Origin of the sequence: Planomonospora sp. ID91781 (genome assembly GCF_015711595.1) — a bacterium.
Classification (GTDB): Bacteria; Actinomycetota; Actinomycetes; order Streptosporangiales; family Streptosporangiaceae; genus Planomonospora; species Planomonospora parontospora.
Map to the genome: position 1 here is coordinate 1,111,484 of NZ_JABTEY010000001.1, position 24,552 is coordinate 1,136,035.

General features: G+C 73.2%; 23 protein-coding genes. 13 read left to right on the forward strand and 10 right to left on the reverse strand.

Annotated elements, in window-relative coordinates:
• Positions 1-28 precede the first annotated feature (28 nt).
• Positions 29-1,924: a sigma-70 family RNA polymerase sigma factor gene (locus tag HS048_RS05195; protein WP_196466315.1), complete on the reverse strand. Its 1,896-nt coding sequence runs from the start codon at positions 1,922-1,924 to the stop codon at positions 29-31.
• Positions 1,925-2,142: 218 nt separating this feature from the next.
• Here HS048_RS05195 and HS048_RS36815 point away from each other — a divergent pair, with 218 nt between their 5' ends.
• Positions 2,143-3,615 (forward strand): DUF1996 domain-containing protein, encoded by a 1,473-nt coding sequence (locus HS048_RS36815; protein WP_230880738.1) that lies wholly within the window; start codon positions 2,143-2,145, stop codon positions 3,613-3,615.
• A gap of 126 nt (positions 3,616-3,741) precedes the next feature.
• Complete coding sequence (locus HS048_RS36820; protein WP_230880739.1) at positions 3,742-4,503, forward strand: DUF305 domain-containing protein; 762 nt, start codon at positions 3,742-3,744, stop codon at positions 4,501-4,503.
• A gap of 21 nt (positions 4,504-4,524) precedes the next feature.
• Here the strand turns inward: HS048_RS36820 and HS048_RS05215 are convergent, their stop codons facing one another.
• A complete protein-coding gene (locus tag HS048_RS05215) occupies positions 4,525-5,412 on the reverse strand; it encodes an NAD(P)-dependent oxidoreductase (RefSeq protein WP_196466316.1) in 888 nt (295 codons plus the stop codon).
• Positions 5,413-5,534: 122 nt separating this feature from the next.
• Positions 5,535-6,413 carry an NAD(P)-dependent oxidoreductase gene (locus tag HS048_RS05220; RefSeq protein ID WP_068897902.1) on the reverse strand — a complete coding sequence of 293 codons (879 nt, stop codon included), beginning with the start codon at positions 6,411-6,413 and terminating at the stop codon, positions 5,535-5,537.
• 155 nt (positions 6,414-6,568) lie between these two features.
• On the opposite strand from HS048_RS05220, the gene HS048_RS05225 reads away from it, so the two are divergent.
• A complete protein-coding gene (locus HS048_RS05225; RefSeq protein ID WP_307832371.1) occupies positions 6,569-6,910 on the forward strand; it encodes a helix-turn-helix domain-containing protein in 342 nt (113 codons plus the stop codon).
• A 130-nt stretch (positions 6,911-7,040) separates the two neighbouring features.
• Here HS048_RS05225 and HS048_RS05230 read toward each other — a convergent pair whose 3' ends face one another.
• The gene (locus HS048_RS05230; protein ID WP_068897903.1) at positions 7,041-7,463 is read right to left on the reverse strand and encodes a VOC family protein; all 423 of its coding nucleotides are present in this window, start codon (positions 7,461-7,463) and stop codon (positions 7,041-7,043) included.
• Between the two features lie 80 nt (positions 7,464-7,543).
• Between HS048_RS05230 and HS048_RS05235 the strand changes: the two genes are divergently transcribed.
• Entirely contained in the window at positions 7,544-8,140 is a 597-nt protein-coding gene (locus tag HS048_RS05235; RefSeq protein WP_068897904.1) for a TetR/AcrR family transcriptional regulator, read from the forward strand.
• Positions 8,141-8,230: 90 nt separating this feature from the next.
• On the opposite strand, the gene HS048_RS05240 is transcribed toward HS048_RS05235, so the two are convergent.
• The gene (locus HS048_RS05240) at positions 8,231-9,229 is read right to left on the reverse strand and encodes an NADP-dependent oxidoreductase (RefSeq protein WP_068897905.1); all 999 of its coding nucleotides are present in this window, start codon (positions 9,227-9,229) and stop codon (positions 8,231-8,233) included.
• Positions 9,230-9,272: 43 nt separating this feature from the next.
• Between HS048_RS05240 and HS048_RS05245 the strand changes: the two genes are divergently transcribed.
• Positions 9,273-9,779 (forward strand): MarR family winged helix-turn-helix transcriptional regulator, encoded by a 507-nt coding sequence (locus HS048_RS05245; RefSeq protein ID WP_196466318.1) that lies wholly within the window; start codon positions 9,273-9,275, stop codon positions 9,777-9,779.
• 46 nt (positions 9,780-9,825) lie between these two features.
• Here HS048_RS05245 and metE read toward each other — a convergent pair whose 3' ends face one another.
• Positions 9,826-12,120: a 5-methyltetrahydropteroyltriglutamate--homocysteine S-methyltransferase gene (metE, locus tag HS048_RS05250; protein ID WP_196466319.1), complete on the reverse strand. Its 2,295-nt coding sequence runs from the start codon at positions 12,118-12,120 to the stop codon at positions 9,826-9,828.
• A gap of 393 nt (positions 12,121-12,513) precedes the next feature.
• Between metE and HS048_RS05255 the strand changes: the two genes are divergently transcribed.
• Positions 12,514-12,759 (forward strand): hypothetical protein, encoded by a 246-nt coding sequence (locus tag HS048_RS05255; protein WP_068897908.1) that lies wholly within the window; start codon positions 12,514-12,516, stop codon positions 12,757-12,759.
• A 272-nt stretch (positions 12,760-13,031) separates the two neighbouring features.
• Positions 13,032-13,346 carry a hypothetical protein gene (locus HS048_RS05260; RefSeq protein WP_068897909.1) on the forward strand — a complete coding sequence of 105 codons (315 nt, stop codon included), beginning with the start codon at positions 13,032-13,034 and terminating at the stop codon, positions 13,344-13,346.
• Between the two features lie 46 nt (positions 13,347-13,392).
• Here the strand turns inward: HS048_RS05260 and HS048_RS05265 are convergent, their stop codons facing one another.
• On the reverse strand, positions 13,393-14,121 hold the full coding sequence (locus HS048_RS05265; RefSeq protein WP_196466320.1) for a glyoxalase: 729 nt from the start codon (positions 14,119-14,121) through the stop codon (positions 13,393-13,395).
• A gap of 300 nt (positions 14,122-14,421) precedes the next feature.
• Between HS048_RS05265 and HS048_RS05270 the strand changes: the two genes are divergently transcribed.
• From HS048_RS05270 to HS048_RS05285, 4 genes are all read left to right on the forward strand, one after another.
• Entirely contained in the window at positions 14,422-15,372 is a 951-nt protein-coding gene (locus HS048_RS05270; RefSeq protein WP_196466321.1) for a DMT family transporter, read from the forward strand.
• Between the two features lie 186 nt (positions 15,373-15,558).
• Positions 15,559-16,566, forward strand: a complete 1,008-nt coding sequence (locus HS048_RS05275; RefSeq protein WP_196466322.1) for a haloalkane dehalogenase — start codon at positions 15,559-15,561, stop codon at positions 16,564-16,566.
• Entirely contained in the window at positions 16,563-17,567 is a 1,005-nt protein-coding gene (locus tag HS048_RS05280) for a sigma-70 family RNA polymerase sigma factor (RefSeq protein ID WP_196466323.1), read from the forward strand. Before HS048_RS05275 ends, HS048_RS05280 begins: the two co-directional genes overlap by 4 nt.
• Positions 17,568-17,615: 48 nt before the next feature.
• Complete coding sequence (locus tag HS048_RS05285; protein WP_196466324.1) at positions 17,616-18,515, forward strand: LysR family transcriptional regulator; 900 nt, start codon at positions 17,616-17,618, stop codon at positions 18,513-18,515.
• 174 nt (positions 18,516-18,689) lie between these two features.
• Here HS048_RS05285 and HS048_RS05290 read toward each other — a convergent pair whose 3' ends face one another.
• The 3 genes from HS048_RS05290 to HS048_RS05300 form a co-directional block, all read right to left on the reverse strand.
• Positions 18,690-19,718 carry a glycoside hydrolase family 11 protein gene (locus tag HS048_RS05290; protein ID WP_196466325.1) on the reverse strand — a complete coding sequence of 343 codons (1,029 nt, stop codon included), beginning with the start codon at positions 19,716-19,718 and terminating at the stop codon, positions 18,690-18,692.
• Positions 19,719-20,156: 438 nt separating this feature from the next.
• Entirely contained in the window at positions 20,157-20,939 is a 783-nt protein-coding gene (locus tag HS048_RS05295) for an ABC transporter permease (RefSeq protein ID WP_196466326.1), read from the reverse strand.
• A complete protein-coding gene (locus HS048_RS05300; RefSeq protein ID WP_196466327.1) occupies positions 20,936-21,850 on the reverse strand; it encodes an ABC transporter ATP-binding protein in 915 nt (304 codons plus the stop codon). Before HS048_RS05300 ends, HS048_RS05295 begins: the two co-directional genes overlap by 4 nt.
• Positions 21,851-22,025: 175 nt before the next feature.
• Between HS048_RS05300 and HS048_RS05305 the strand changes: the two genes are divergently transcribed.
• Positions 22,026-23,312 (forward strand): sensor histidine kinase, encoded by a 1,287-nt coding sequence (locus HS048_RS05305; protein WP_196466328.1) that lies wholly within the window; start codon positions 22,026-22,028, stop codon positions 23,310-23,312.
• A gap of 1 nt (position 23,313) precedes the next feature.
• Positions 23,314-24,057 (forward strand): response regulator transcription factor, encoded by a 744-nt coding sequence (locus HS048_RS05310; protein ID WP_230880741.1) that lies wholly within the window; start codon positions 23,314-23,316, stop codon positions 24,055-24,057.
• Positions 24,058-24,552: the final 495 nt, after the last annotated feature.

Here is a 24,552-nt window from a genome sequence, read left to right on the forward strand (position 1 = left end):
CGGTGGACCGCCTGGAACGTGCGGCCGGTCAGCGGGCCTTCTGGAAGGCGCGGCCGGCCAGGGTGGGGGTGCCGTCGGCGCGGAACAGCCCGCTGCCGGGACCGTTCTCGGTGGCGGGCAGCCCGAACCAGGCGTGGCGCTGCACGTAGGGCAGGGAGGCGAGCATCCGGTTGGCGGCGGTGACGAACGCCGCCTGCTGCCCGTCGCTGGGGAAGCGCGTGCCCCGGGAGAAGTCGATCAAGGCGTACTCGGTGAGCCAGATCGGCTTGCGGTAGCGCCTGTGAACGGCCTGCAGGTAGGACTTGAGCCCGGCGACCGCGGCCTCGGTGCGGAAGTCGCCGCCGTACCAGTGCAGCGCGACGAAGTCGACGCGGTAGCCGCGCTCGGCCGCGCCGGTCATGAAGCGGTCCAGCCAGCCGCCGGGGGTGTCGCCGCCGTAGGCGACGGCGGGGCTGCCGAGGATCCGGCCGGCGGCCATGAGCCTCGGCCACAGCGCCAGGGCTTCCTCCACGCTCATGTTCGCCTGCTCGGCCAGGTCCGGCTCGTTGAATCCGAGCAGGTACGGCCCGGCGGCCTCAGCCTGGGCGAGGGCCGTGGCGTTGACGTCGGAGGCCGCGCGCACCATGGGGACGAAGCGGGCCGAGACGGGGGCCGTGATGCCGTCGTGGTGGGTGGCCCAGGTGTAGTACCAGCTCGCGCCGGACCTGGCCAGCGCCGTGCCGACGCCCGGCGCCCGCCACACGCCCACGCCCTTCTTCGCGGAGGCCGTCGGGGGGATCCGGGGGCTTCGGGCCGGTTCGGGCGTGCGGGAGGCGCTGCGGCGGGTCGGGGTCGGGGACCGCTCGGACGCGGGCGGCTCCGGCGGGGGCGTCGCGGAGACCGTACGGGCCGCCGTGCCGAGCGCGGCCGCCGGTGCGGACGACGGGACAGGGGGCAGGGCGGCGGGCCGTCCGGTCATCAGGACACCGGCCAGGACGGCCACCGCGGTGGCGACGGCCGCGGCGACGGCGCCCGCGCCGTTCGGCAGAGAGGAGAGAAGGCCGCGCGGCGGCGTCGGAAGGAGATCCGGGGAGGGGTCCACGGAGAGGTGGGCGGTGGTGTGCCCGGCCTCGGCGAGAGGCGGGGCGGAGAGCCGGTCCAGGGTGAAGCCCAGGGGGAGGGGCAGCAGCGGCAGGCCGCCGAGCAGGCGGTCGAGGGGCAGGGCACCGGCGGCACGCCGCTCGCAGGCGTCGCAGCCGCGGATGTGCCGGGCGAGACGCTTGCGCCAGAGCGGGCCGGGCACGCCGTCCCAGTTCCAGGTGAGGGCGCGCAACTCGGCGCAGCCGGGTTCCGCCCGCAGCGCCCGCACGATGGTGTGCGCGGTCTGGACCTGCTCCTTCATGCGCTGCACGCGCACGGAGGCGTGGCGGGCGGACAGGCCGAGGGCGGCGGCGAGCTCGGCGCGGCTCAGCTCGCCCGTCTCCTCCAGCCACCACAGGGCCAGCAGCGCCCGATCGTCCCGGTCCAGCCAGCGGGTGGCCTCGGCGACCTCGCGGCGCTGGTCGGTGAGGCCGAGCCGGAGGATGGTCACGGCGGCGAAGTCGGAGGCGGGATCCGGCACCTCCTCGGCGGTGTCGAGGTCCGTCCTGCGGTGCTGCGCCGCCCGGCGGTCCTGCTCGTGGTCGCGGACCTGGCGGACGGCGATGGCCACCAGCCAGGATCGGTACGCCTCCGGGTCGCGCAGGCCGGGCAGGCCCCGGACCACCCGGAACAGCGTCTCCTGGACCACGTCGTCGACGTCGGGATGCCCGTTCAGGGCCCGCCCGACGATGTTGTAGACGAGCGGGAGGGAATCGGCCACCAGCGCGTCCAGCGCCCGCCGGTCTCCGTCGCACGCGGCGGAGACCAGCGCCGTGTCCGGTCCGCTCCTACCGGTTCCGCGCATCGCACTCCGTTCTCCGTCCGTCCGGCTCTCCGTCCGTCCGGCTTCCCGTCCGTCCGGCTTCCCGTCCCTTCGAAGGGGAGACGCCGTCGGGGTCCGGCGGCCAACGAGAAATCCGCGGTGGATTTTTCCAGATTTCTGTTGTCCGGTATCCGCCCGCCGGTCTCCGGTACAGAAGCGAATGCGTCCGGCACCGGACGCGACGAAAGGACACCGTCTGCATGAGTGAGACCATGCCGCGCGACACCGCCGCGGACCGCGGTACGACCCGGCGAACCCGGCGGACCCGTCGCCTCGCGCTCGCGAGCGCCCTCACGGCCGTCCTGGGCGCCTGCCTGGTGAGCACCGCCGGCCCGGCCGGAGCGGCCGAGATCCCGCTGTCCCAGGGCCGCCCGGCCATCGCCTCCTCGACGGAGCGGGGTGATCTGTCGGCCGCGGCCGCCGTCGACGGCAAGGGCGGCACCCGCTGGGCCAGCGCCTTCAGCGACCGGCAGTGGCTCCAGGTGGACCTGGGCGCGCCCAGGCGGATCGGCAAGGTCGTGCTGGACTGGGAGCACGCGTACGCCACCGCCTTCACGATCAAGGTCTCCAACGGCGGCGGCCGGTGGACGACGGTCCACACCACGACCGCGGGCACCGGCGGCAGGCAGACTGTGAACGTGACGGGCACCGCCCGCTACGTCCGCCTCGACACCACCAAGCGCTCCTCCCGGTACGGGGTCTCGCTCTGGGAGTTCCAGGTCTACGGAGACGGGTCCGCGGCCCCGGTCCCGGGTGCGACCCCGGCCGCGCCCACGCCCACGCCGAGGCCGACGGCGGGCTCCACCTCGAGGCCGTCTTCGAGTGCTGCGCCGAAGCCGTCTTCGAGCGCCGCGCCGAAGCCGTCCTCCGGCACGACCCCGGCCAGGCTGCCCAAGGGGCCGGTCCCGCCCGGCGCCGTGCGGGTGGCGGAGTTCGTCGCCGAGTGCCCGTTCACGCACCGGCGGCCCGACGACCCGATCGTGTTCCCCGGTCTCCCGGGCGGGTCGCACATGCACAGCTTCTTCGGCAACACCTCCACCGACGCCCACTCCGACCTCGGCAGCCTGCGGAAGGGCGGGACCACCTGCAGCCCGAAGACCGATCTGTCGTCCTACTGGGTGCCGACCCTGTACGACGGCGACACCCCCGTGGAGCCCACCGGGACCACGTTCTACTACCTGGGCGAGGGGGTGCGGGACGAACTGATGGACCAGACGCGTCCGCTCCCCCTGGGGCTGAGGATCGTGGCGGGCAACGCCAGGGCGACGCAGCCCGACGAGACCAGCAACGCGCGCTGGTCGTGCCTGCACGCCGGGCACGTCGGGTCGTCGAAGAACTTCGTGAACTGCCCCGCGGGCACGATGCTGGAGTCGTACCTGGACTTCCCGCACTGCTGGAACGGCAAGGACCTCGACTCGCCCGACCACAAGAGCCACATGTCCTACCCGGTGGCGGGGGCCTGCCCCGCGTCGCACCCGGTGATCGTGCCGAAGCTCCGCCAGGTCCTGCGCTACCCGGTCAACGGCGACCCGGCGAGGTTCCGCCTGGCGTCCGGCCCCGGTTTCACGATGCACGGGGACTTCTTCAACGCCTGGCCGGAGGAGGAGATGGAGCGGCGCGTGCGCGACTGCATCCGCCCGATCGTCAAGTGCGGCGCCGACGGGACTCCCTGAGGCGTCCCCGAGGCGGTACGGCGGCCGCCACGGGGCGGCCGCCGTACCGCACTCGGAGCCGAGGCGGGGTCCGGTGCGCACCGGACCCCGCCGCCACCTGGAACGACCCGGAGGAGAGGGATGGAGATGAGAGCGAGCGCCGTCGGTGCGCCGGTGCTCGCGGTGGTCGCCTTGCTGCTGGTCGCGAGGTGTGCCACCGCGGACCCGCCGCATCCGGCCGCGCATCCGGCGGGGTACCCGGTCGCGGCGGGCTCGGGGTCGGCGGCGCATCCGGCCGTGGCGGACCCGGGGTCGGCGGCGGACCCCGTCCCGGCTCCGGCGTCCGGGCCGGGGTCCGGGTCCGCTCCGGCTCCGGGGTCCGCTCCGGCTCTGGGATCCGGATCCGGGTCCGCTCCGGCTCCGGAGGCCGTCTCGGCCGGTACGGTGCCGGGCGCCTTCAACGCCACCGACGTCGCCTGGCTGCAACTGATGATCCCGATGACGGAGCAGGCGCTGGATCTGCTGGTCTCGGCTCCGCAGCGGGCGGCGGACCCGGAGGTCGCACGGCTCGCCGCAGAGCTGGACGCCGGTCACCGTGCCCAGCTGCGGACGCTGCGCGGCCTGCTGAAGAGGTCCGGGACACCCCCGGTCAACGTGCACGAGGGGCACGACATGCCCGGCATGGTCACCGCCACCGAGCTCGCAGAGGTGAACCGGGTGGAGGGCGCCGCGTTCGACCGGCTCTTCACCGAGCACGTCGGCGAGTACCTCCGGCAGTCCGTCCAGGTGGCGCGGGGAGAGCAGGGATCGGGAGCCGACCGGGAGACCAGGGCGTTCGCCGCGGCCGTGGAGCGGACCCGAGCCGGTGAGCTCATCCGGCTCACCGGACTCGGCGGGGCGAGCGGCTGAAAGCTCCCCGGCGGGGAGCCGTCACCGGGCCGGAGCCTGCGTCCCGAGCACCTCGGCCAGGCGGGAGAAGGAGTCGGAGCCGTGCCCCGCGTCGACGGCCCGCCGTGCGACGGCCAGCGCGGCGTCCAGCACGCCGGTGTCCAGGCCGCGCACCCGGGCGGTGTGGACGATGTGCTCCATGCTCGCCGCCGCGGACAGGATGGTGGACTCGTCACCCGGGTGGCGGCCGCTGTCGACGTGACCCGCGAACTCGTCGACGATCCCGGGCAGCAGGGCGCCGATCCCCTTGGCGAACGGAGCCAGGTCCGCGGCCCGGACCCCCTCGGCCGAGGCCAGGGCGAAGGCGTGGACGAGCCCGCTCATGGACGTCCAGAAGAGGTCGAGCAGCGCCACGTCGTGCGCCGCCGCCCGGCCGGGATCCGCGCCCAGGTACGCGGCCGTGCCGCCCAGGCCCGACAGCGTCGGCAGGTGGGCCCGGTAGACCTCCTCAGGGCCGCTGTACAGGACGACCGCCTCGGGCCCGCCGATGGTCGCCGTCGGGGTCATGATCGCGCCGTCGAGGTAGTCGATGCCGTGCGCGGCGGCCCAGGAGGCCGTACGGCGGGCGCGTTCCGGCGTGTCGGCGGTGAGGTTCACCAGGGTCCGGCCCTTCAGCTCACCGGCCGCGGGACCGGTGATCGCCTCCACGGCGTCGTAGTCGAGCACGCAGACCACGGTGAGCGGGCTCGCGGCGGCGGCCTCGGCGGCGGTCATGGCCGCGGTCGCGCCCCGGGCGGCGAGCGCCTCGGCCCGGGAGGCCGTACGGTTCCACACGGTCGTGGGGTGGCCGCGGTCCAGGAACGCCGCTGCGAGGGCCCTTCCCATCGGGCCCAGGCCCAGGACGGTCACCGGTGAGCGGTCGTCGGTCATCTTCGTTCTCCTGTCCGGAGCCGGCCGGGCCGGCTCTGCGGTGTCGCGGTGTGCGGGGTGGTTCTCGTCACGGGTTCGGGTGCGGGCCGGCTCTGCGGTGTCGGTGTGCGGGACGGGTCCTGTCACGGGTTCGTGCGCAGCAGTTCGACCAGGCGGGAGAGGTCGTCGCCGCCGTGTCCCGCGGCGACGCCCCGGTGGAGGAGGGCCCGCATGGGCTCCACCAGCCCGGTGGCGACACCCTGCTCCCGGCTGGCGTCCAGCAGGTTGACGTAGGCGGCCGCCTGCATCCCCAGGTTCGAGCCGGTGGCCGGGTGGTCGCCCGAGTCGACCGCCCGGGCCATCTCCGGCAGGCTCGTCATCATGGCCCCGAGCCACGAGACCACCAACGGGGTGAACTCGGCCGCCGGGATCTTCTCGGAACGGGTCAGGGCGAGGGCGTGGAAGAATCCACCGAACATGCCGTACATCGCGCTGAGCAGCGCCAGGTCGTACAGCGCGGCCAGGCCGGGGTCCGTGCCCAGGTGCGTGGCGGTGCCCAGTGCGCCGAGGGTCCGCTCGTGCGCGGCGAAGGCAGTGGGCGACCCGCTGTAGAGGACGAGCGCCTCGGGCCGCCCGATCATCGGCGGCACCGCCATGATGCCGCCGTCCACGTAGTCCGCGCCGTGCTCCGCCGCCCACCCGGCGTTCTCCCGGGCCTGGCGGGGCGTGCCGTTGGTGAGGTTCACCAGGGTCCGGCCCCGCAGGTCTCCGGCCACGGGGCCGAGGACCTCCCGTACGGCGTCGTGGTCCAGCAGGCAGACCACGGTGAGCGGGCTCGCGGCGACGGCCTCGGCGGCGGTCGCGGCCGTGGTCGCGCCCCGGGCGGCGAGCGCCTCGGCCCGGGAGGCCGTACGGTTCCACACGGTCGTGGGGTGGCCGCCGTCCAGGAAGGCTCCGGCCAGGGCCCTGCCCATGTCCCCCAGGCCGATGACCGTCACGGGGGTCCGCTGGTCGCCGGTCATGTCGTTCTCCAGTTCGTCGGCGTCGGCAGGTGAGCGCCCCGGCCGGGATCCGCTGGCGGCTCCGGCCGGGCACCTCCGATGCTGGTCCCCTGGTGATTTTTCCTCAAGTACCTACTATTTTTTCAGGTACTCACCTTTTCGTAAGCATGGAGGACGTGACGGTGAAGAAGCGGACCTACAACTGCGGGCTCGACGCCGCCGTCGACGTCGTGGGCGGCAAGTGGAAGGCGCTGATCCTGTGGGCGCTGCACCGGGAGGCCCTCCGGTTCGGCGAGCTGAGGCGGTCGGTGTCGGGCATCAGCGAGAAGATGCTCATCCAGCAGCTCAGGGAGATGGAGGCCTACGGCCTGGTGCGCCGGGAGGTCTACCACCAGGTCCCGCCGAAGGTGGAATACTCCCTGACCGAGTTCGGCCAGTCGCTCAACACCGCGCTCATCCCCCTGGGCGACTGGGGTGAGAAGCACATGGAGACCATCGAGGCCATCCCCCGCGACTAGGGTGCGCCGCCGGAGCGGCATGGCCCCGCCGGCGACGCCGCCGACGGCGCCACGACGTTTCGACGGCACGCCCCGGCGCCGGGCTCGGCCGGACGGGCCCGCGCCGGACGGGTCCTTCCGGACTCGGCGGTCAGGCCGGTTGATCGACGTACTGCCCGGCGTACTCCGCGGTGGGGGCGATGGGGGTGATGACGTCGATCAGGACGCCGCCGGGATCGGCCACGATGAAGTGCCGCTGCCCGAAGTCCTCGCTGCGCAGTCCGAGGACCGGGCGCAGCCCCTCACCGGCGACGAGCCGGTCCCACTCCGCGTCCACGTCCTCCACCTCGAAGTTGAGCAGCAGTCCCCGGGCGGGGACGCCGTAGCCCTCCGGAACCGTCGGGTGGGCGGGGTCGAGGAGGGCGAGCTCGTATCCGGGGGCCTCCGATCGTCGCAGGCTGACGTACCACTCCGCCTCGAACGTCGTCTCGAACCCCAGCAACCGGGTGTAGAAGTCACGGGACTCCTGCAGCCTCGTCGTGCAGATCACCGGGTAGAAGCCGGTCAGCCTCATATCTGGACTCCCTTTCGCGTACCATCGGTATGCGAAAAACGTATTCGCGTACCATCGGTATGTCAATGGGAGGAGATGTGATGCGGGAGGACGGCGTCCGCGCGCAGCGGCGGGAGCGGACCCGGCAGGCGCTGCTGCGGGAGGGCAGACGGCTGTTCGCGGAGCGCGGTTACGGTGAGGTGGGCCTGGCTGAGATCGTCCAGGCGGCCGGGGTGACCAAGGGTGCGCTCTACCACCACTTCACCGGCAAGGCCGAGCTGTTCCGCGCCGTTCTGGAGGAGTCGCAGCAGGAGGTGGGCCGGCGCGTGGCCGCGGCCGCCGACGCCCACGGTGATCCCTGGACCCGGCTGACCGCCGGTTGCCAGGAGTTCCTTACCGCGACGGCCGACCCGGAGATCCAGCGGATCATGCTCGTGGAGGGTCCCGCCGTACTGGGGTGGAGCCAGTGGCGGGCGATGGACGAGGCCAACTCGACCCGCCACCTCGCCGACGCGCTGACCGCCCTCGTCGACGCGGGAGTCATCGCCCCGCAACCGGTCGCGCCGCTGGTCCACCTGCTGTCGGGGGCGATGAACGAAGCGGCGCTCTGGCTGGCGTCCGCTTCGTCGGACCCTGACGACCTGGCCTCCACCAGGGCCGCGCTGGGGCGGCTGCTGGAAGTGCTCCGCACCGGCTGACCTGCACGGTTCCTGTGGTTCCTGTGATTTCTGTGGTTCCCGCGGTTTCCGGCGGGCGGGGAGGCGGGGCCGTCCAGCGCCGCGGGCGTGTCAGAGGCGGACGATCATCTTTCCCGTGTTCTCGCCCCGGAGCAGGCCGATGAACGCGGCCGGGGCGTTCTCCAGTCCGTCGACCACGGTCTCGTCGGCCGTGATCCGGCCCTCCCGCAGCCAGCCGCCGACCTCCGCGATCATGTCGCGCATCCGGGAGGAGTGGTCGCCGACGATGAAGCCGCGCATGGTGAGCCGCTTGCCGACGGCCAGGAAGAGGTTGCGCGGGGCGCACGGGGGCTCGGTGGCGTTGTAGGCCGAGATCGACCCGCACATGGCGATCCGACCACCGTTGTTGAGCCGCTCGATCGCGGCTTCGAGGTGGTCGGCGCCGACGTTGTCGAAGTAGACGTCGATGCCGTCCGGGGCCGCCTCGCGGAGCCGCTCGGCGACCGTACCGTTGCGGTAGTTGAAGGCGGCGTCGAAACCGAGCTCGCGCAGGCGGGCGACCTTCGCGTCGGAACCCGCGCTGCCGACGACCCGGGACGCCCCCTTGAGCCTGGCGATCTGGCCGACGAGCGCGCCCACCGCGCCGGCGGCGCCCGAGACGAAGACGGCGTCGCCCTCCTTGAAGGAGGCGATGTCGAGCAGGCCCACGTAGGCCGTGAGGCCGGGCATGCCCAGCACGCCGAGGTAGGCGGAGGGGGAGACGCCCTCGATCGGGTCGACCCTGCGAACCCGGGCGGCCTCGGTGACGACCTGCTCGCGCCAGCCGAAGCCGTGCAGGACGAGGTCGCCGGCCTCCAGGCCGGGCGCGCGGGACTCGACCACCTCGCCGACCGCCCCGCCCTCCAGGGGTTCGCCGAGGCGGAACGGCGGTACATAGGACTCGACGTCGTTCATCCTGCCCCGCATGTACGGGTCGACGGACATGAACCTGTTGCGGACCAGGACCTGTCCCTCCTGGATGGCGGGCAGATCCACCTCCACCAGGTCGAAGTCGTCCGGGGTGGGCCAGCCCGACGGACGTGAGGCGAGATTGATCTGACGAGACAAGATGAACCCCCTAGAAGGTTGATGTTCATCAACTATACTTGCACCCGTGAACGTGACCAGCGAAGTGGTGTCCCTGATGGGCGAGATCGCGCTCCGCTACAACCGGAGATACGAGGAGGCCGCGGTCCGGCACCGGCTGACGGCCCTCCAGGCCAAGGCGCTCATGCTGGTCGCCGCGGAGCCGCTGCCCATGCGGCGGATCGCGGGCCTGTTCAACTGTGACCCGTCCAACATCACCGGCATCGTGGACCGCCTGGAGAAGCGCGGCCTCGTCCGCCGCGACCCGGTCCCCACCGACCGGAGGGTGAGGCACATCGCGCTGACCGAGGAGGGCCGCCGGATCGTGGAGGAGCTCCGCGGCTCCCTCGGGTTCGCGGCCGCTCCGCTGGGTGCGCTGACCGCTCCGGAGCGCACCCAGCTGAGAGACCTCCTCAAGCGCATGCTGGCCGCCGACACGACCGACACGACCGACACGACCTACGTGGCCGACACGGCTGATACGGCCGGCATGGCCGACGCGACCGACACGGAAGCGGCGGGACGGACCGGGTAGGCCGCCGAGGGCCTGATCCGACCTGAACTGGCCTGGCCAGGGCAGGTCAGGGCCGGGACTCGACGGCGCCCCGCAGGCGTCGCGCCGCCTCGACCAGGTTGGTGAGCGCCGCCTCGACCTGCCCGTAGGTCCGGGTCTTCAGCCCGCAGTCGGGGTTGACCCACACCCGGTCGGCGGGCAGCATCCGCAGCGCCGCCTCCAGCAGCTCCCCGACCTCGTCCGCCGTGGGCACGCGCGGGGAGTGGATGTCGTAGACGCCCGGACCGAGCCCTCGCCCGAACCCCTTCACCGCAGGTTCGCCGAGGAGCCGCGCCCCCGACCGGGCCGATTCCACGCTCGTCACGTCGGCGTCGAGCGCGTCGACCGCGGCGAGGATCTGATCGGCGTCCGAGTAGCACAGGTGGGTGTGGATCTGGGTACGGTCGCCCGCTCCGGAGGTGGCCCACCGGTAGGCGGCCACGGCCCACTCCAGATAGGCGTCCTGCCCGGCTCGGCGCAGCGGCAGCAGCTCGCGCAGCGCGGGCTCGTCCACCTGCACGACGGACAGCCCGGCGGCCTCCAGGTCGCGCACCTCGGCCCGGACGGCGTCGGCGACCTGGAACACGACGTCGCGCAGGGGCAGGTCGTCGCGGACGAACGACCACGCGACGATGGTGACCGGCCCGGTGAGCATGCCCTTGACCGGCCTCGCGGTCAGCGACTGCGCGTAGGAGGCCCACCGCACCGTGATCGGCTCCGGCCGGCGGACGTCGCCGTGCAGGATCGGCGGGCGGGTGCAGCGCGAGCCGTACGACTGAACCCAACCGTGGCTGGTCACCGCGAAGCCGTCGAGGTGCTCGGTGAAGTACTGCACCATGTCGTTGCGCTCCGGCTCACCGTGCACGAGCACGTCCAGCCCGAGCCGCTCCTGCAGGGCGACGACCTCTCTGATCTCGGCCCGGACCCGCTCCTCGTACGCCGCCTCGTCCAGTTCCCCCGCGGCCAGCGCCGCGCGGGCCGCCCGCAGCTCCCCGGTCTGCGGGAACGAACCGATCGTGGTGACCGGGAGGGGCGGCAGCCGCAGATGCGCGGCCTGCGCCGCCGCCCGCACCGGGTACGGGCTCCGGCCCGTCCGCTCTCCCATCGGAGCCGGGGCCGGAGCGGGAACGGCGACCGAAGCCGAAGCCGAAGCCGGAGCGGGAACGGCGACCGGGGCAGGGGCGGAGACCGGAACCGCCGGGGAACCCGGAGCGGAGGCCGAGGCCAGCAGGTCCGCCAGTTCCACGACCTCGGCCACCTTCTGGTCCGCGAAGGCCAGGCGCCGCCGCAGCGCGGGGTCGAGCCCCGTCTCCGCGTCCAGGTCGTACGGGACGTGCAGCAGCGAGCACGAGGTGCTCACCACCACCCGCCCGGCGTGCTCCCGTACGGCCAGCAGCGCGCCCAGCGCCCGCTCCCGGTCGGTGCGCCACACGTCGCGCCCGGACACCACCCCCGCGACGACGGTCTTCCCGGCGAGGGCGCCGAGGCCGGCGGGGTCCCCGTGCACCAGGTCCACGCCGACCGCCTCGACCGGGGTGTCCGCGAGGACCGGCAGCGCCTCGCCGAGCCCTCCGAAGTACGAGGCGACCAGCAGGGAGGGCCGGTCGGCCAGGGATCCGAGCCGCTCGTAGGCGGTCCGGACGGCGGCGAGCTCCGCCGCGCCGAGGTCGGTCACGAGCGCGGGTTCGTCCAGCTGCACCCAGCCGACGCCCTCGGCGGCGAGTGTCGCGAGCAGCCGCTCGTACACACAGAGCACGTCGGCCAGCCGGTCCAGCGGGGCGAACCCGGCGGGAGCGCCGGGAGCCACCTCCGCCAGCAGCAGGAACGTCACCGGGCCGATCACCACGGGCCGCGTCTCCAGGCCCAGGTCGCGCGCCTGCCGTACCTCCGAGACGGGCTTGGCGGCGGAGAGCCCGAAGGCGGTGTCCGGGCCGATCTCCGGGACGATGTAGTGGTAGTTGGTGTCGAACCACTTGGTCATGCGCAGGGGCGCGACGCCGTCGGTGCCGCGGGCCATGGCGAAGCAGGTGTCCTCGTCGGTGGTGGAGCGGTACCTCTCGGGCACCGCGCCGAGCAGGAGCGCGGTGTCGAGCACCTGGTCGTACAGGGAGAAGGTGTTGGACGGCAGGGCCTGCAGGCCGAGGCCGGCCAGGCGCCGCCAGGCGCGCTCGCGCAGCCCGGCCCCGGTGCGGCGCAGCTCGTCCAGGGTGGAGCGGCCGTCCCAGTAGGACTCCAGCGCACGTTTCAGCTCCCGGCCGGGTCCGATCCGTGGGTAGCCGAGGATCGTGGCGGCGGGGAACGGCTGCGGTCGTGCGGCGGTCATGCGGTCTCCCGATGGTCGAAGCGTGCCGGATGCCGGGAATCCTGCCTGCACCCGGACCGTCCCGGCGGGATCCATTGATCCCGCTTATGGGTGGAGCCGGGACCCGGCCGTCGTCCGCCGCGACATCCGAGCCCGAGGTCTTCCCGCCGAAGGGCGATCATCGACTCTGCTTATCGACGCTTGCCGGGCGTCCGCTGCCCGGGCGCAGGCGCAGGCCCGGGCGCAGGCGCGGGCGTGGGTGCGGCCGTACCCGCTTCCCGGTGCGGTCAGGACCGGGGAGGAGGAGGGAGTGGGGAGGGTCCGTCCGCGGGTCGGGAAAAAATCCTGGAACTCGCCGTAACAAATCACCGGGTTCGCGACTCTCATCTGTTGACCGCAACGAGAGGAACGAAAATGAGTGACTTCGCCACCACCGCCTTCATCGACGCCGACGGCAACGGTTTCGTCGACACCGAGTGGGTGGACGTCACCGGTGACGGTTACGCCGACCAGGAGAACTACGACCTCAACGGCGACGGCTACACCGACGTCACCTACAACGACTACAACGGCGACGGCTACGCCGACGAGGCGCTGGTCGACCTGGACGGCGACGGGGTGGCCGACTACGCCGAGACCGCCGGCCCCTTCTCCGTCTGACCAGCGGATCCCTCCGTCTGATCACCGGATCCGGCACGGGTCCGCCTGATCGCACAGGGGGGAGCGTCCCCGCCGGAGGCTGGGATTCTTCGCCGTCGACAGACGGCCAGGACCGCGGCGCCTCAGGACCGCGGCGCCTCAGGACCGCGGCGCTTCAGGACCGCGGCGCCCACGCCGCGCCTGCGCCGGGTCCAGAAAAATCTTGTAATCCACCGTAACAAAATCCCGCGTTCGCCACTCTCATCTAACGAACACCACGAAAGAAGGACAAAATGAGCGACTTCACCGCTGCTTTCTTCGACGTCAACGGCGACGGCGCCACCGACGCCCAGTGGGCGGACGTCAACGGCGACGGCTACAGCGACGTGGAGAACTACGACACGAACGGCGACGGCGCCTCCGACGTCGAGTGGATCGACACCAACAGCGACGGCGTCGCCGACCAGGAGAACTACGACACCAACGGCGACGGCCGCACCGACGTCACCTACAACGACCTCGACGGCGACGGCTACGTCGACGAGACGCTGGTCGACCTGGACGGCGACGGCGTCGCCGACTACACCGAGGGACCCTTCCGCGCCTGAGCGGGCCTCGATCCGCAGAGATCGTGAATTCCGCGCGGCGCCCGCTTCAGGGCAGCCACTCCTGCAGCCCGGCGAGGTGGCCGAGTTCCGACTCGACGCGCCGCCTGTCGTCGGCGGTGAGATCCAGACCCCGCAGCTCGGCGGCCCACGGCTCGGTGGGCTCGCCGAGGACCGTGGCGAGATCGACGAGGTGGCACAGGGCGATGGCCCGTTCGGCCGCCGGGGCGTCCGCGCCGTGCCTGCGCACCCCGGACTTGAGCGCGCGGAAGGCCTGCAGGTCGTCGTTCTTGAACTCGCGCAGGATCCGGGCGTTGTCGAGCGTCTTGGCCAGGCCCGTCAGCCGCTTCGAACCGCCGTACTCCAGCTCGACCGGCTCGTCGCGCTGGATGAAGGTGATGGAGTTCCCGGACGGGTCGACCAGCGTGAACCGGGACGCGCCCGGCCGGTAGCGGGTGATCCGCGGCAGGCCGGAGCTCAGCACCTTCCCGTGGACGCGGCGCATCGCCGCGGCGAACGCCGCGTGGTACGGGGCCACGGCGTCGACCATGACCAGGCAGCCTCCCGACTCCTCCCGGGCCGGGTCCAGCCCTTTGGGCGCCGGGCCGAAGTCCAGCTGGAAGCCGCTCCACCGCAGCATGAGATAGACATAGGGCCTGCTCTGCCTGTAGACCGCCTCGAACCCCAGCGACTCATAGAACGCCAGGGTCTCCTCCACCGACGCGCACGGCATCAGCGGCACCGTCGTCTCGTTCGGCCGAACCGCGGGCTCAGTCATGTCGTTCCACCTTCCGGATCGTCCGGCGATCTTCCGGGTCGTCCGGCGATGCTCGCACCCCGCAGCGGACCTCGCATATGGATCGTTCCACATCGGTACGGCCCGGCCTGCGCCGCTCGGTCGCCTGGCGGGTGATCGGCGTGGAACCCGGCCGGTGGCGGCCCGGCCCGGTCTCCCCGCTTCACCGGGCACCCGTCCGAGGTGCCGGACGACGGTGTTCGCCGCCGTCAGGTCCGAAAACCGCTGTCAGGTCCGAAAACCGCGATGAAATGAGAAGCACCCAAGGCATAAGGTCCCGGTATGAACCGGACCATCACCGGCGAGCAGCGGACCGCCCGCCTGGCCCTCGCCGCGGCGGGCGCCACCGTCATCCTGTGGGCCTCGGCCTTCGTCTCGATCCGCAGCGCGGGTGAGCACTACTCACCGGGCGCGCTGGCGCTGGGGCGGTTGCTGGTGGGCTCCCTGGTGCTCGGCGCCATCCTGGCGGTGCGGCGCGAGGGATGGCCGGCGCGCGCCGCCTGGCCGGGCATCGCCGGCTCCGGCATCCTCTGGTTCGGCCTCTACATGGTCGCGCTCAACTGGGGCGAGCGGGAGGTGGACGCCGGCACGGCGGCCATGATCGTCAACATCGGCCCGATCCTCATCGCCCTGCTCGGCGGGCTGCTGCTCGGTGAGGGGTTCCCGTCCCGGCTGCTGGCCGGCATGGCCGTGTCGTTCGCCGGAGCGGTCGTGGTGGGCGTCTCGATGTCCGGCGGCGGGGAGTCCTCCGTGCTCGGTGTGCTGCTCTGCCTGGCGGCGGCCGTGCTGTACGCCGCGGGGGTGGTCTGCCAGAAGCCCGCGCTGCGCCACGGTTCGGCGCTCCAGGTGACCACGTTCGGGTGTGTCGTCGGGACGGTGGCGTGCCTGCCGTTCGCGGGGCCGCTCGCCGCCGAGCTCCCGGAGGCCCCCCTCTCCGCCACCCTGAACATGGTCTACCTCGGCGTGTTCCCGACGGCGCTCGCCTTCACCACCTGGGCGTACGCGCTGGCCCGGACGACGGCGGGGAAGATGGGCGCGACGACCTACATCGTCCCGGCCCTGGTGGTGCTGATGTCGTGGCTCGTCCTCGACGAGGTGCCCGGGTGGCTGACCGCGGCGGGCGGCGCGCTCTGCCTGGCCGGGGTGGCCGTCTCCCGGGGAGGGGCGGGAGCGGCGGTCCGGCGGCTCCGGGGACGGGACGCTCCGGCGGAGGCGGCGGCTCCGCGCTCCTGACGTCGCCCTCGGCGCCCCGTGCTCTGACGTTCCGTGCTCCTGACGTTCCTGAGCACTGGTCCGTACGGTTCCCGGAGGCCCTCCGGAGGATTCGCCGGATTTCATCTGTCTGTCCTGTCACAACGGCACGGGCGGATGTGTCCAACCAGGGTGAGAAGCGTTCCCCTGCGGAAGGACACAGTGATCATGAATACCGTCGAGGTCCTCGACTCCCACCTGGCCTACACCGAGACCGGCGAGGGCGAGGCGGTGGTGTTCCTGCACGGCAACCCCACCTCCTCGCACATCTGGCGGAACGTGGTCCCGCACGTCGCGGACCGGGCGCGCTGCCTGGCCCCCGACCTGATCGGCATGGGCTCCTCCGGCAAGCCGGACATCGCCTACCGCTTCGCCGACCACGCCCGCTACCTGGACGCGTGGTTCGACGCCCTCCGGCTGGACCGGGCCGTGCTGGTCGGCTACGACTGGGGCGGCTCGCTCGCCCTGGACCTGGCGGCCCGCCATCCCGGGCGGGTCCGGGGCGTGGCGCTGCTGGAGGCGTTCGTGCGGCCCATGACCTGGGCGGAGTATCCGGCCCAGGCGGTCCCGCTCTTCCAGGCGCTGCGCACCCCGGGGGAGGGCGAGCGGATGGCGCTGGAGGAGAACTGGTTCATCGAGACCGCCCTGCGCGCCACCAACCCCGGCATCTCCGACGCCGACCTGGCCGTCTACCGGACCCCTTACCCGGATCCCGCCTCCCGGCGCCCGCTGCTGCAGTGGCCCCGTGAGATCCCGCTGGACGGCGAACCGGCCGACGTGCGGGACCGTTTCCTCGCCTACGGTGGATGGATGGCCGACACCCCGGACGTGCCGAAGCTCCTGCTCACCGTCGAACCGGGCAGCCTGATCTCCCCGGAGATCGTGGCCTGGTGCCGCGCGAACGTGGCGGGGCTCGAGGTCGAGGGCATCGGCCCGGCCGGGCACCACGCTCCCGAGGACCGGCCGGACGAGATCGGCCGGGCGGTCGCTCGCTGGCTGGCCCGGCATCGGCTGACCGCCGCTCCGGAGGCCGGTGTGCGCGGGATCGCCGCTTCGGAGGCCGCCGCTCCAGAGGCCGCTGCTTCAGAGGCCGCTGCTTCAGAGGCCGCCGCCTTGAGGGCCGGTGCGGGCGAGGCCGCCGCTCCGCAGGCCGGTGTGCGCGAGGCGGCCCGGTGAGCGCACCCGAGGACGAGACAGCGCTCGTCGGCCGGGCGGTCGGCGGGGACGCGGAGGCACTGGAAGAGGTCGTCCGCCGCGTCCAGGACCCCGTCTACCGCCTCGCCCTGCGCATGGCCGGACGGCCCGCCGACGCCGAGGACGCCGCCCAGGAGATCCTGATCCGCGTGGTCACCCGGTTGTCCTCCTGGCGGGCGGAGGCCTCGCTGGTCACCTGGGCGTACCGGATAGCGGTGAATCACCTCCTGAACCTGCGCCGGACGGCCTACGAGCACCGCGGCATCACCTTCGAGGTCCTCGGCGAGAACCTGGCCGAGGGGCTGGCCGCCGCCGACCACCGGGGCCCCGAGGCCGAACTGCTCGCCGAGGAGGTACGGCTCGGCTGCACACAGGCGATGCTGCAGTGCCTCGACCGGTCCGAACGCGTCGCCTACGTGCTCGGTGAGATCTTCGAGCTCCCCGGTGAGCAGGCGGGATGGATCCTGGAGATCAGTCCCGCCGCCTACCGCAAGCGGCTGGAGCGGGCCCGCAAGCGCATCCGCGCGTTCATGTCGGCCACCTGCGGGCTCGTCAGCCGGGACGCGGCCTGCCGGTGCGCCCGGCGGGTGGAGAGCGCGATCGCCCACGGCCGCGTCGACCCGCGCAGACCGGTGTTCGCCGGTCACGCCACCACGGGCCCCCGTCCCGGCTTCGACCGTCCCGACTCCGGCCGTCTCGGCGCCGGCCGTCCCGGCTCCGATCGCCCCGGCTCCGATCGCCCCGGCTCCGATCGCCCCGCCACGGGCACGCGTGCCGTCCGGGTTCCCGCCGACGCGGTCGCGGGCCGGCCCGGAGCGGCCGCCGTCGCCGACGGAGCCCGGCAGATGCGCCGCCTGCACGACGCCGCCACGGTCATGCGGAGCCACCCCTCCTATGCCGCCCCGCGCGCCCGGTCCGAGGCGGTGCTCTCGCTCCTGCGCTCCGGCCGCTATCCCCTCCTGTCGGCCGGGTCCGGCGGCTGACCGGCGGGGAGGTGGCGGTGGCCGGGTCCGGGATGGCCATACTGGCGTGTGGAACCCGGACCGCCGCTGCGGGACGTGCGCTGCTTCGTGCTCGTCGCCCGCCATCTCGGCTTCTCGCGTGCCGCGGCGGAGCTGCGCATGTCCCAGCCCGCGGTGAGTCAGGCGGTCGGCCGCCTCGAACGTTCCCTGGGCGTCCGGCTGTTCGACCGGAACAGCCGCGAGGTCGGGCTCTCCACGGTGGGCAAGGCGCTGCTGCCGTACGCCGAGGCGATGCTGGAGTCGGCCGCCGCCTTCGCCGAGGAGGCGGCGCGGCTGGCCGCACCCGGCGAGCCCGTGGTGCGCCTGGCCTACGCGCCGCTCGCCGGGACGCTGGCCGCGCGGACCGCCCGCAGGCTGGCCCGGCGCAGGCCGCCGGTCGGCGTCGAACTCCGGCAGGCCGGGTGGAGGGCCGCGACGACGGCGCTGGCGGCGGGCGAGGTGACCGCGGCCGTCATCGGCGCGCCGTTCCCGCGCGGGCTGGCGACGGCGGCCCGGTTCCATGTGGCGGTCGGCCACCTGGCCGTGCCCGCGGACGACCCGCTGGCGCGCCTGCCGGAGGTCCGGCTGGACCGGCTCGGACGGCACCGGGTCATCCTGCCGCGCGACCGGCCGCCCGGTGGCGTGTGGGCGCGGCTCGCCGCCCTGCTCCCCGGGCCGCACCGGCACCACGTCGTGCCCGGCGGCATCGACGACTTCGCGGCCGCGCTGGACCTGGTCGCGGCGGGGAACGGCCTGCTGGCCGCGCCCGACCCGCTGGTGCGGACGGTCCGCCGCGACGACGTGCGCTTCGTCCCGCTGGACGGTGCGGACCTGCGGATGACGTACGGCCTGGCGTGGTCGCCCGAGCGCGTCTCACCCGAGCTGATGGCCCTGGTCCAGGCCGTGCAGGAGACGCTGTGGACCCGGTAGGGGCCGGTGCGCACCGCCGGCCGGAGGGCTGCTTCCGCGCTTCCGAGCCCGTTCGACCGTGGTGACCGTTCGGCCGCGGCGGTAACTGTTCGGCCGTGGTGATCGGTCGACAGCGCTGCGGCGCGACGGCCGTGGGCCGCCGCGCCGCAGGTGTGGTGTTCCAGGTGTCCGGGGTCAGCCCGCGCTGCAGGATACCGTCGGCCAGGTCCAGTTGCCGTTGTGCTGGATCGTCACGCCGAAGCTGTTGCCGCTGCCGTTGGGCCGGGCGGTCAGCACCTGGGAGCTGGGGTAGCTCGCGCTGATGTTCCAGGTGCCGAGGACCTTGGCGGGGGACGGGACGTTCATCGTCACGGTCCAGTTGCTCGAACCGCTGACCGAGACGTTGAGGTTGTACCGGTCGCTCCACTGCTGACCCGCGGAGAGCGACGCGGTGCAGCCGCCACCGCCGCCGCCGTTGTTGCCCCCGCCGCCGTTGTTGCCGCCCCCGCCGTTGTTGCCTCCGCCGGAGGAAGTGCCCAGCGTGATGTTGGAGCTCCCGCTGCTCTGGTAGCCCTCCGTCGCCATGATCATGTAGTCGTGGCTGCCCAGGTTCATCCCGTGACGGGCCCACGCGTCGAAGTGGTTGCCGGAGGTGATGGTGCCGCCCGTCTTCTTCGACTGCCGGACGCTCCAGAACTGCTTGAAGGTCCGGGTGCCCTCGATGGAGGGGGCGTTGGTCCGCGTCGTCTCGTAGATGTCGTACGTGCCGCCGTCGCTGGTGACCGTGCCCTTGTACGTCCCCGTGGGCCGGTAGGTGCCCCAGTTGTCGACGATGTAGTACTCCACGAGCGGGTTCCTCGTCCACCCGTAGAGCGTCAGGTACGCGTTGCCGGACGGGTTGAAGGTGCCCGAGTAGGACACGGTCCGGCGGCCGCCGGTGCTCCAGCCCTTGCCGGCGACGAAGTTCCCGGTGTTGCGCCACGACGTGCTGTAGTTGCCGCCGGATCCCAGGTCCATGGAGACCGTTCCGGGGCTGTCGGTCCAGAACGAGTAGAAGTAACCGTTGTTGTTGCCGGTCTGGTTCGAGGATATGGGCGCGGCCGCGCTGGCGCTGCCGGGCAGCATCGCGGTGGCCGCGGCCAGCGCCACGGCGCAGACGCCGCGGGCGAACAGCCTGGCGCGGCCGGCTCTGCGGCTCTTCGGGTGGGCGGGGGCGTCGTTCATGGGGGCGTTTCCTCCTCGTGAAGGCCCGCGGGGGACTGCCGGTGGGATACGACCCGGTGCGGGCGGCCGGGGTGACGGCCGCCGCGCGCCGGCGTCGTACGGCTCGGCGGAGGTCGGCCGGTCGTCGTGCGGTCGGCGACCGGGGGCCGGGCCACGGCCGGTGGCCGGGATCGGCAGGGGCCGGGGCTGCCGATGGCGACAGTGTTCGCCCCGGTTCTGAAAGTTGTCAATTAACTCCGAAATTTTCGGAGTCATGATCCCAGTCAAGGGCCTTCGAGAGGAGTGCTCTACCTGTGGTTCCGCACCAAGGAACCGATCAGAGCTGAATATCGGTGATGAAAATTTCAGACATCTCCTTGATTATGCTGCGCGAGGTGTGGCGGGAGAGAAGGACGTTCCCGGTCGGGCGGCAGGCCGGGCTGCAGGTCGAGTGGCCGATCAGGCGTCCCGGCGGCGGAGTGCCAGATGGCCGCCGAGGAGCGCGGCGGCGGTCCAGAGCGCCAGGAGGGCCATCCCGGTCCACGGGCCGTAGGGACGACCGAACCGGGGATCCCCCGGCGGGCCGGTGAGGTGCATGACCACCGTTCCGAGCTGGTCCGGCAGGAACTGCGTGACGGTCTTCACCTTCGGGATGTTGCCGAGCCCCTGCGAACCGAGGAAGAGCAGCGGGAGCAGGACTCCCAGCGAGAGCGCGGAACCGCGCAGCATCGTCGCCACTCCCGTCGCGAACAGGGTGATGAGCGTCAGGTAGAGGCTCGCGCCGATCATGGCCTCCACCGCCCCGTCCGCGCCGACGGAGACGCCCTGCGGCCCGAGCGCCGCCTGGGACACCAGGAACGCGGCCGGTACGGTGACCAGCGAGAAGCCTAGGAGCAGCGGTACCTCGGCGAGCAGCTTGCCGCCGTAGAACAGGCCGCGCCGGGGCACCGCCGCCAGGGAGGAGCGGATCGTCCCGGAGGAGTACTCCCCGCCCATCGCGAGCACCCCGAAGGCCACCAGGGGGAGCTGGCCGAGGGTCAGGCTGTAGAAGGCGGCGAAGAGCGGATCGAAGGGCCTCTCCGGGTCGGGCTTCATGTCGGCGAAGGTCAAGCCGATCAGGTGGGCGAGGCCGACGCTGAGGGCGAAGGCCAGGAGAAGGAGCCAGAAGGTCGACCGTACGGTCCGCAGCTTGACCCATTCGGCGGCGATGGCCGCCCGCACGGCGGCCGCCGGTGTGCTCACCGGTCCGCACCCCCCGCCCGGTACTCCACGGACTCACCGGTGAGCCGCATGAACGCCTCCTCCAGGGAGGCCGTCCGCGTGCCGACCTCGTGCACTGTCAGACCGCCGGCCGCGGCCAGCTCGCCGACCTTCGCGGCCTCGGTCCCGTGGGCTTCCAGCGCGCCGTCCGCCGCCTGCCGTACCGGGATCCCGGCCTCGGCCAGCACGTCGCGCATGCGCTCCGGCTGCGGCGTGCGAATCCGGACGTACGAGCGGGAGTTCGCCTCGATGAACTCGGGCACAGTGGTGTCGGCGAGCAGCCGTCCGCGGCCGATCACGATCAGGTGGTCCGCCGCGAGGGCCGTCTCACCCATCAGGTGGCTGGAGACGAACACCGTGCGGCCCTCGGCGGCCATTCCCCTCATGAGCCGCCGGATCCACAGGACGCCCTCGGGGTCCAGCCCGTTGACCGGCTCGTCGAACAGCAGCACCGGGGGGTCGCCGAGCAGCGCCGCGGCGATGCCGAGCCGCTGGGACATGCCCAGGGAGAAACCCCCGGCACGTCTCCCGGCCACGCCCTCCAGGCCCGTCAGCTCCAGGACCTCCCGCACCCGGGCCGCCGGGATCCGGTTGCTCCGCGCCAGCCAGAGCAGATGGTGGCGGGCGCTGCGGCCGCCGTGCACGGCTCCGGCGTCCAGCAGCGCCCCGACGTGGCGCAGCGGTTCGGGCAGGTCCCGGTAGCGCCGCCCGCCGATGAGGACGTGGCCCGCGGTGGGGCGGTCGAGGTCCAGCATCATCCGCATCGTGGTGGACTTGCCGGCGCCGTTCGGCCCGAGGAAGCCGGTCACCCGGCCGGGCCGTACCGCGAAGGACAGCTCGTCGACCGCGACCGTGCCGCCGTATCTCTTGCTGAGGTTGCGTACTTCGATCACCCGGCCGACGCTACGGACGGGGCCGGCTCCGGGCAGTCTCCGAAAGTCGCCGGTCCCGTCCTCGAAAGTCGTCTTCCGCCGACGGGAACCGCTCCGCCGATGGGAACCGCTCCACCGGCCGGAGCCCGGCGATCGCCACCCGCGCGGAGAGTGCCGGGAACGTACCCTGCTCCCCATGGGCCGACATCTCCTCGCCGCCGCCGTGGTCATGACCGACACCGTGCTGCTGACGGCCGTCCACAGAGGCGACCCGCTCCTGTGGGCGGTGCCGGTGTACGCCTCGGCCGCGGCCCTGGTGACCGTGCTCCGCCGCCGGTCCCCGCTCGCCGCCCTCGTGGCCGCGACGGTGCTCGCCACCCTGTCCGGAGGAGGGTACGCCCTGCTGCTGTGGGCCTCCTACCAGGCCGGGCGCGCGATGCTCTCCCGGTGGGGCACGGCCGTGGCCGTCGGCGCCGGCTTCGGCGGCTTCGGCGTGCAGTTCGCGGCCCGGCAGTCGGACCCCCGGATGCTCCCCCACCTCGCCGCCACCTGCCTCGTGTTCGTGGCGCTGCCGCTGCTGGCCGGGCGGTACCTCGCCCAGCACGAGCGGTTGCTGTCGGCGCTCGACCGGCACAACCGCGAGCTCCGGGGCAACCGGGAACTGCTCGCGCAGCGGGAGCGGCTGCGCGAGCGGCTGCGGATCGCCCGGGAGATGCACGACTCCCTCGGCCGCCGGCTCAGCCTGGTCTCGGTCCAGGCGGCGGCGCTGGAGGTCTCACCGCTCCCGCCGGAGCAGCGCCGGGCCGTGCTGCGACTGGCGGAGGCGGCACGCGGCGCCATGGACGAGCTCCACGGACTGGTCGGGGAACTGCGCACGGAGGACGAGGCGCACGGGCGTTCCTCGCCCGGAGTGGAGGGGATCGGCGCGGTGGTGGCGGAGTTCCGGGCGGCCGGGGCGGCGGTGGAGCTGCGACGGCGCGGGGAGCCCCGGCCGCTCTCCCCGGCGGCCGGGGAGGCGGCGTACCGGGTGGTCGAGGAGGGGCTGACCAACGCGGCCAAGCACGCCCCGGGGCGGCCGGTCACGGTGAGCGTCGAATGGGAACCGGACGCGCTGCTGCTCACCGTCGTCGACGCCCTCCCTGGACCCCCGGACCGGCACGACGCCCCGGACCTGCTGAATCTCCCGGGGCCCTCAGGGCTCCCGGCCTCCGGCGCCGGATACGGCCTGACCGGGCTGGACGAGCGGGCACGGTCGGCCGGGGGGTTCCTGGACCACGGGCCCCGTCCCGGCGGAGGGTTCCGGCTCTTCGCGATGCTGCCCGTGCTGGGCACCGACGCCGCAGGGGAGGCCGGGACCGTGCCGGAGGGCACCGAGGAGGGCGGGGGACCGCCCGGCCGCGTCCGCACGGTCGCCGCCGGGGCGGCCACCGCGGTCCTGATGTTCGTGCTGCTGCCCGCGATCATGCTGCTGGGAGTGGGCTGAGATGACCGGAGGAGCGGTGGGCGGGGGGACCGGCGGGGTGATCAGGGTGCTGGTCGCCGACGACGAACCGCTGATCACGGCCGGGATCCGCACCGTGCTGGAGTCGGCGGGCGGCATCGAGGTCGTCGCGCAGGCGGGCGACGGCAGGGCGGCCGTGGAGGAGGCGCTCAGGCACCGCGTCGACGTGGCGCTGGTGGACATCGACATGCCGGTGCTGGACGGGCTGAGCGCGGTCGGCGAACTGCGCAGGAGACTGCCCGGACTTCGGACCGTGGTGCTCACCGCCTTCGGCGCCGAGCCGAACGTGCTGCGCGCGCTGCAGCACGGCACGTCGGGGTTCGTGCTGAAGAACTGCACCCCGGAGGAGCTGATCCACGCGGTCCGCGCGGCGCACCGCGGTGACGCCTACCTCTCCCCGGCGGTGACCCGGATGGTGCTGGGCATGGTCACACCGGTGGAGGCCCGGCGCCGCAGGGAGGCGGCCGAACGGCTGGCGACGCTGGCGCCCCGTGAGGCGGAGGTCCTGGGCCTGGTCGCCGAAGGCCTGTCCAACGCCGCGATCGGCCTGCGGCTGAACATGAGCGAGGCGACCGTCAAGACCTACGTGAGCCGCGTCCTGACCAGGCTCCGCTGTGCCAACCGGGTCCAGGCCGCCCTGCTCGCCCGTGATGCCGGCCTCCCTCCCGGCGGACCGGGGACCACGGATCAGGGATCTCACCCCTCCTTGAGGACCTCCACCCGGTAGCGCCCGTCACCGTCGCGGTGGGCACCCTGGATGATGCCGCGCCGTTCCGGGTAGGCGGCCACGACGCGGGCGGGGATGCCCCGGTCCAGCGGCCCGTGGCTGCCTCGGCGCGTGGGCGGGCGACCGCCACCTTGACCGGGTCGAGCAGGCGGCAGCCTCTGGAGTCCCGACGGAGTCGCCCTTTCTGACAACCCTCTGTGACTGTGTGACGTCCAACGGTGACGATCCCCTCATGTCTGGAGCGCTCCCTTGCGTAGACGCGTCTTCATCTCCGCCGTTCTCGCCGCCCCGATGGCACTCGTCCCGCTCGCCGCCCGGGCCGCGGTCGCGGCGGACGTCCGGATCACCGTCATCTGCTGCGACCCGCCCGGACCCGGCCGCGGCGGGCCCGGCGACCCCGGCGGTGTCGACGGCGAGCACGCGATCGCCGGGAGCCCCGGGAGCGCCGGGAGCGCCGGGAGCGCTGGAAGCGCCGCCCGGAGGGCGATAGGCCCG

Excerpts from the sequence above, each read along its gene's own strand:
- metE (WP_196466319.1), bottom strand. The coding sequence starts at position 12,120 with ATGACCGCCGCACGACCGCAGCCGTTCCCCGCCGCCACGATCCTCGGC.
- HS048_RS05260 (WP_068897909.1), top strand. The coding sequence starts at position 13,032 with ATGAGCGACTTCACCGCTGCTTTCTTCGACGTCAACGGCGACGGCGCC.
- HS048_RS05220 (WP_068897902.1), bottom strand. The coding sequence starts at position 6,413 with ATGACCGGCGACCAGCGGACCCCCGTGACGGTCATCGGCCTGGGGGAC.
- HS048_RS05255 (WP_068897908.1), top strand. The coding sequence starts at position 12,514 with ATGAGTGACTTCGCCACCACCGCCTTCATCGACGCCGACGGCAACGGT.
- HS048_RS05215 (WP_196466316.1), bottom strand. The coding sequence starts at position 5,412 with ATGACCGACGACCGCTCACCGGTGACCGTCCTGGGCCTGGGCCCGATG.
- HS048_RS05230 (WP_068897903.1), bottom strand. The coding sequence starts at position 7,463 with ATGAGGCTGACCGGCTTCTACCCGGTGATCTGCACGACGAGGCTGCAG.
- HS048_RS05290 (WP_196466325.1), bottom strand. The coding sequence starts at position 19,718 with ATGAACGACGCCCCCGCCCACCCGAAGAGCCGCAGAGCCGGCCGCGCC.
- HS048_RS36815 (WP_230880738.1), top strand. The coding sequence starts at position 2,143 with ATGAGTGAGACCATGCCGCGCGACACCGCCGCGGACCGCGGTACGACC.
- HS048_RS05275 (WP_196466322.1), top strand. The coding sequence starts at position 15,559 with ATGAATACCGTCGAGGTCCTCGACTCCCACCTGGCCTACACCGAGACC.
- HS048_RS05270 (WP_196466321.1), top strand. The coding sequence starts at position 14,422 with ATGAACCGGACCATCACCGGCGAGCAGCGGACCGCCCGCCTGGCCCTC.
- HS048_RS36820 (WP_230880739.1), top strand. The coding sequence starts at position 3,742 with ATGAGAGCGAGCGCCGTCGGTGCGCCGGTGCTCGCGGTGGTCGCCTTG.
- HS048_RS05265 (WP_196466320.1), bottom strand. The coding sequence starts at position 14,121 with ATGACTGAGCCCGCGGTTCGGCCGAACGAGACGACGGTGCCGCTGATG.
- HS048_RS05310 (WP_230880741.1), top strand. The coding sequence starts at position 23,314 with ATGACCGGAGGAGCGGTGGGCGGGGGGACCGGCGGGGTGATCAGGGTG.
- HS048_RS05195 (WP_196466315.1), bottom strand. The coding sequence starts at position 1,924 with ATGCGCGGAACCGGTAGGAGCGGACCGGACACGGCGCTGGTCTCCGCC.
- HS048_RS05305 (WP_196466328.1), top strand. The coding sequence starts at position 22,026 with ATGGGCCGACATCTCCTCGCCGCCGCCGTGGTCATGACCGACACCGTG.
- HS048_RS05235 (WP_068897904.1), top strand. The coding sequence starts at position 7,544 with ATGCGGGAGGACGGCGTCCGCGCGCAGCGGCGGGAGCGGACCCGGCAG.